Source organism: Pararoseomonas baculiformis, from assembly GCF_017813395.1.
Lineage (GTDB): Bacteria > Pseudomonadota > Alphaproteobacteria > Acetobacterales > Acetobacteraceae > Roseomonas > Roseomonas baculiformis.
In genome coordinates, this window is record NZ_JAGIZB010000009.1 from 204,486 (window position 1) to 210,947 (window position 6,462).

Below are 6,462 nucleotides of genomic sequence, written 5' to 3' on the forward strand. Positions count from 1 at the left end.
CCCCTACTCCGCCGGCTGCGCGCCGGGCGCGACGGCGCCCTGATTCAAGCCAGGCGCGGCGGCGCCCAGGTTCGGTCCCGGCGCGGCACCCGCCGCGACCGAGGGCGCGGGCGTGATGCCCGCCGTGCGGATCGGCTGCCCATGCGGCGGCGAGCCCTCATGGTGGCGCGGCGTCTGCGAGAACAGCTTGAACAGGTACCAGATGCCTGCCCCGAACACGAGGAAGTACACCACCACGAACAGCGCGAGCGAGGTCGCCACTGCCGGCAGCCCGATCGGCGATACGCTGTCCGCCGTGCGCAGATGCCCATAGACGGTGAAGGGCTGCCGCCCCGCCTCCGTCACGATCCACCCCGCCGTCACCGCGATCAGCCCCGCGGGCCCCATCGCCACCGCCGCCTTCAGCAGCCAGGGCGTCTCGTACAACCGCCCGCGCCACCGCATGATCCCGCTGGCCAGGCCCAGCCCGATCATCAGCAGCCCCATCCCGACCATCACGCGGAAGGCGAAGAAGACCAGCGGGATGTTGGTCGGCCAGTACTCGCGCGGAATGTCCTTCAGCCCGCGGACCTCGCCGTTCCACTCATGCGTCAGATAGAGGCTGGCGAGATTCGGAATCCCGATCGCCATTTTCGTCCGCTCCTGCTCCGCATCCGGGATGCCGAACAGGATGGAAGGCGCGCCGCGCTCCGTCTCGAAATGCCCCTCCATCGCGGCCACCTTGGCAGGCTGGTGCTCATAGGTGTTGGTGCCGTGCAGGTCGCCCAGCACGGCCTGGATGGGCGCCACGATCAGCAGCATCCACATCGCCATGGAGAACATGAGCTTCGCGCGCGGGTTCAACCCGCGCTCGCTCGACTCCACTCCCCGCTTCTCGCCCGCGCTGCCCGGGCCCGGCCGGTCCGGTGCCTCCGCGCCCTGCACCAGCGCCTGGCCGGCATCATGGAAGCGCGCCGCCGTGCTCGAATCGATCCCGGTATCCCGCACCGGCTCCTCGCCCCGCCGCTCCCGAAGCAGGTGCCACGCGCCCACCGCCCCCACGATCAGCGCCGTCGTCAGATACGCGCCAGTAACCGTATGCGCGAGGCGGAACGGAAAGGACGGGTTGAAGATGATCGCCCACCAGTCCTCCGGGATGAAGCGCCCATCCGGCGTCACGGAGAAACCCGCCGGCGTATGCATCCAGGAATTCGCCGAAAGGATCCAGAAGGCCGAGAAGAAGGTGCCGATCGCGACAAGGGACGTGGCCAGCATGTGCAGCCCCTTGCCGACCCGGTTCAGCCCGAACAGCATCACGCCCAGGAAGCCCGCCTCCAGGAAGAAGGCCGTCAGCACCTCATATCCCATCAGCGGCCCGATCACCGGCCCCGCCTTGTCCGACAGCACGGACCAGTTCGTGCCGAACTGGTAGGACATCACGATCCCCGACACGACGCCCATCGCGAAGGCAACGGCGAAGATCTTCAGCCAGTACCGGAATGTGTCGAGATAAACCGCCTTCCCGGTCCAGAGCCAAAGCCCCTCCAGCACCGCGAGATAGCTGGCCAACCCGATGGTGAAAGCGGGAAAGAGAAAGTGCCAGACCACCACGAAGGCGAACTGGAAGCGCGCCAGATCCAGCGCGCTGGGCAACAGAGCTTCAATCATGTTCCAGGGGCCCCCCGAGGCTTCCCAGGACAGAAGATGTGATGCCGCCCCGCCCGCGCCAATGCGGCGGCGCGCATTCGCACGCCATGTTGACGCCCCGCGCGCGTTTTCCATTCCAACGCGCGGACATGCCTCAGACCACCACCGCGTCGCGGTGCGGATCCCTCTGCAGCACGCCCGCCACCATCTCCAGCGAATGCCGCAGCAGAGCGCGATCCGTGGCGGGCCCGAGCGCCAGCCGCGCGCGCAACGGCGCCTCGCCCTCCACCGCGAAGGCCTCGCTCGGCACCACCGCCAGCCCCTGTCGCCGCAGATGCGCGGCGAAGGCCGCGCTCGGCCAGTGCGCCGGCAGCCGCAGCCACAGATGCAGCCCCTGCGGATGCGCCTCCGCCGCCTCGCCCAGCACCGTGTGCGCCATCGCCTGCCGCGCGGTCATCTCCCGCCGCACGCCGCGCAGCAGCGCCTCCGCCTGCCCGCCCGAGATCCACTGGTGCACCAGCCCGGTGAGAAGCCCCGGCGCCATCATGGCCACGGCGCGCAATGCCGCCGTCATCCGCTCCGCCCAGCCCTCGTCCGGCACGGCAAGAAAGGCCGTGCGCAGCCCGGGGGACAGCACCTTCGAAACCGTGGCCAGGTGGAACACGCGTCGCGGATCCAGCCGCGCCAGCGCGGGCAGCGGATGCTCCGGCAGCAGCGCATAGGGATCATCCTCCACCACCATCACCCCGTGCCGCCGCGCCACCTCCAGAACCGCCTCCCGCCGCGCGAGGGACATGGTCGCCGTCGTCGGGTTCTGGATGCACGGCGTGCAGCAGACCAGCCGCGGCGCATGATCCCGGCAGGCACGGTCCAGCGCCTCCGGCACCAGCCCCTCGCCATCCATGACCACCCCCACCAGCACCAGCCCCAGCTGCGCGGCCACGGCCCGTAGCCCCGGATAGGCGCAGCGCTCCGCCAGCACCGCATCCCCCGGCCGTGCCAGGGTGGAGAGCAGGGCCAGCAGCGCCGCCTGCGCGCCCGGTGCCACCAGCACCTCCACCGGCCCGCGCCGCCCCAGCACGGGCCGCAGCCAAGCCGCCCCCGCCGCCCGCTCCTCCGGCGTGCCCGCGGTGCTGCGATAGGACATCAGCCCGCCCACCTCCTGCCGCCGCAGCAGAGACGCCATGCCCTCCTGCACCAGCCGCTTGAGCGAGGGATCCTCCAGCGGCGGCGGCAGGTTCATCGTCATGTCGATCAGGGCCCGCCCGCCCTCGCGCCACAGCCGGGCGGAAGCCCCGCTGCGCACGAAGCTGCCCCGCCCCACCACGGCCTGCAGCAGCCCGAGATGCCGCGCCTCGTTGAAGGCGCGCGTCACCGTCGTCAGGTCTAGCTTCAGCACCGCCGCCAGTTGCCGCTGCGGCGGCAGGCGGTCCCCGTCCTGCAGGTCCCCGCTCTCGATCGCCAGCCGGATCGCCTCGACGATCCCGCGATAGAGCGGCCCCTGGTGCCCCTCCATATGCCGGCGGATCACCAGCGCGGCGGAATCGGGCGGCATGGGAAGGCGCTCCGTCATGGGGTCCGACAGAAGGGCCGGGCTGCCCGGCTCAGGGAGCCGCCCGCATCACCGGCCGCCCCTCCTCCGCCTTGTGGATGAACTGGGAACAGACCAGCCAGCCCTTGAAGGGCCGCAGCAGCGCCAGCGAACCCAGCACCAGCAGCGGCAAGGTCGTCAGCAGGTGCACCCAGAAGGCCGGCTCGTACCGAAGCTCCAGCCAGCCGGCGAAGATCGTCACCGGCACGGCCACGGTGGACATCACGAAGAAGGCCGGCCCATCCGCCGGATCGGCATAGCCGAAATCCAGCCCGCATGCCCCGCATTCCCGCCGCAGCCCGAGAAAGCCCTGGAACAGGTGCCCCTTGCCGCAGCGCGGGCACAGCCCCCGCACCCCCAGCGCGAAGGACGACCGCCCTCCGGCAAGTTCGAACCTCTCCTCGTCCATGGCCGGCATCCCGCTCCTCGGAGCAGCCACGGAAAGGCCGCTCCCACGGGGCCTATCTCGGCCGTCCGGCCTCGCCCCTCAAGCAGATTGCCCGCAGACAAGGCCGCGGGATTGTATGGATCGGGCCGGGCGCCCTCAGGCCTCCCGCATCACCCGCCCATGCTCCACCTCGATCCGGGCCACGCCCACCACCGAGCGCAGGTTGCCCGCCACCAGATGCACCATGCCCTCGGGCAGCGTCACCAGGATCTCCACCCGCAGCACCTCGCCCTCACGCGCCGCGCGGAAGCGCTCCGGCGTCAGGTCGCGCTTGGCCAGCGGCTGCAGGAGGCGCGGCAACAAGCCGGGCGAGGGCTCCGCCCGCAACATGTAGCGCACGGAAAGAAGGCGCTCGCCCTCCTCCTCGCAAACCGGAGGATGGACAGGAAGGGGCGCGGCCAGCAGGGCGCCGGGAACAGCATCGAACATGGAATGGTCTTTTCTTCCGAAGGTGGGCGGGGCAAAGGCCCGGCCGCCCGCCCGCGCGACATGAGCGAAAGCTCCCGCGCCGGTCAGACGACCGGGCGGGTAATTCGGCGCATTCGGCGCCCGCTCATGCTGCGGAAGAACAACATCCCCGGATGATCCGCCGCCCGTTCCCCCGGCGCAAGTCCCGGGGCGGGTGGCAGCCATGCGCCTCACGCACGGATGCCACCGCCCCCGTGGAACTCAGTCGCTCGCCGCCGCGGCCACCGCCGCCGGCACCTCGCCCTGCGGCTGCGCCTGGGACTGCACGATGACCTTGCGATGCGGGAAGGGGATCTCGATCCCCACCTCCTCGAAGCGGCGCTTCACCCGCCGGTTCATCTCGCGCAGCGCGTTCCAGCGGCCCATCGGGTCGGTCTTCAGCCGCACCCGCACCACCACGCCGGATTCGCCCAGCATCTCCACGCCCAGCACCTCCAGGTCGTCGCGGATGGTCGGGCCCAGCTTCGGGTCCTTGCGCAGCTCCGCCGCCACCTCGCGCAGCACCTCCGTCACCCGGTCCGTGTCCTCCCCGTAGCCCACCTGCACGTCCATCACCGCGAAGGAGAAGTCGCGCGTCATGTTCGTCACCGTGGTCACCCCGCTGAAGGGGATGATGTGCAGCGAGCCATCCTGCGCGCGCAGCCGGATCGAGCGGATGCTGAGCTGCTCCACCACCCCGGCCTGCCCGGCCACGGACACCACGTCGCCCACCGCCACCGCATCCTCCAGCAGCAGGAACAGGCCGGTGATCACGTCCTGCACCAGCTTCTGCGAGCCGAAGCCGATGGCAACGCCGACGACACCGGCACCGGCGATCAGCGGCGCCACGTTCACCCCGATCTCGCTCAGCACGTTCAGCGCCACGAAGATCAGGATCACGATCAGCAGCGCCGTCCGCAGCATCGGCAGCAGCGTGCGGATCCGGGCGGAACGCGCGGGCTGGGCATCGCGCGAAAGCTTCGTCAGCCGCCGCTGAATCGCCGCGTTCGTCACCTCCCACACCGTCACCGCCGCGAGCGCGGTCAGCCCGATGGAAACCAGGCTGCCCAGCACCCGCGCGCCCAGCTGCCCGCGCGCGAACCAGGACAGCGATTCGATCCCCCAGGCCTCCAGCAGCAGCAACAGGGTGACGACCGTCACGATGCCCGAGACGATGCCCTTCAGCACGGGCAGGTAGCGGTTCGCCCGCCCCTCCAGCCCCGGATAGCGCCGGGCCAGGTCCGGCGAGATGCGGAAGCCACGCTCCAGCAGCCGCCGCACCCCGTAATCCACCAGCTTCGCGCAGCCCATGATCGCAAGCGTCAGCGCGCTGGCCCGCAGCAGCCGCTCGAAGCCGTCGCGAACCTCCAGCGCCCAGACGCCCCAGAGCGCCAGCAGGTAGAGAATAGCCAGCACGTGCCAGATCTCGGCCAGCCGGTCCCGCAGCGCGCGGAACATCCGGCGGGAACGGTCCGGATTGTCGCCGGGCTTCAGCTCCGGCGCGCGCAGGAACTCCGCCACCACATGGCGGTTCTGCATCACGATGATGATGAGGAAGAGCGAGACGATCAGCAGCGAGAAGCGCGTGATCCCGTCATACACCGCCCAGGGCACGCCAAAGAGCAGCCCCGCCTCGGCCAGCGCCCAGCCCACCACCAGCACGGCCACCACCCGCCGCAGCCACACGGTGATGTAGGCCGCCGTCTCGTCATGCAGCGGCACCAGCCGCAGATGCGCCGAGTTGGGCGAGAACAGCATGCGGGACGTCACCATCACCGCGCGGATCGCGATATAGGCGTTGTTCGCCAGCAGCAGCACCAGTTCCGTCGTCGGCAAGGGTTCCACCGCGCGGATCAGCCCGTAGGAGATGACGGCGAAGGCACCCACCGGCAGCAGGTCCAGCAGCAGCCGCGCCAGCACATAGGGAATCCGCCGGAACCAGCTCCACAGGTCCTCCCGCTCCGGCGCATGGGCGTCCAGCCGGTCCCGCGCGCGGGCCAGCAGCCGCCACACCGCCCATTCGGCCAGCAGCCCCAGGCCGAACAGCAGCACGAGCTTCCAGGAGGCATCCAGCACCCGCGCCTGCGTCACCGGGTCCCGCGCCACGCCCGAGGCCCAGGCGATGACATTGGGCAGGTCCGTCAGGGCCTGCACGCCGGCCACGATCTGGTCCGACAGCAAGGCCAGGCGCTGCGACGCCCCCATCATCAGCTGCGCGCCCAGCGTGTTCGGCGCCAGGATCGCCGTCTCCGCCGGCGCGGCGGGCGGGGCTGCGGCGGGTGGCGATGCGGCAGGCGGGGGCGCGTCGGCCGCCGGCGCCGGGGCGGCCCCGGGGCCAGGCGCGGCGCCG

At 71.0% G+C, this 6,462-nt stretch carries 5 protein-coding genes; all 5 read right to left on the reverse strand.

The genetic code is table 11. The features are described 5' to 3' along the window. Positions 1 to 3 precede the first annotated feature (3 nt). Positions 4 to 1,647, reverse strand: a complete 1,644-nt coding sequence (locus tag J8J14_RS24985; protein WP_245215676.1) for a cytochrome ubiquinol oxidase subunit I — start codon at positions 1,645 to 1,647, stop codon at positions 4 to 6. 133 nt (positions 1,648 to 1,780) lie between these two features. Then, positions 1,781 to 3,181 carry an aminotransferase-like domain-containing protein gene (locus J8J14_RS11730; protein ID WP_209379699.1) on the reverse strand — a complete coding sequence of 467 codons (1,401 nt, stop codon included), beginning with the start codon at positions 3,179 to 3,181 and terminating at the stop codon, positions 1,781 to 1,783. Between the two features lie 49 nt (positions 3,182 to 3,230). Further along, entirely contained in the window at positions 3,231 to 3,626 is a 396-nt protein-coding gene (locus J8J14_RS11735; RefSeq protein WP_209379680.1) for a DUF983 domain-containing protein, read from the reverse strand. Between the two features lie 135 nt (positions 3,627 to 3,761). Next, entirely contained in the window at positions 3,762 to 4,094 is a 333-nt protein-coding gene (locus J8J14_RS11740; protein ID WP_245215677.1) for a hypothetical protein, read from the reverse strand. A 240-nt stretch (positions 4,095 to 4,334) separates the two neighbouring features. Then, positions 4,335 to 6,462 (reverse strand): mechanosensitive ion channel domain-containing protein (locus J8J14_RS11745; protein WP_209379681.1); only part of this gene is annotated, 2,128 nt, incomplete at its 5' end.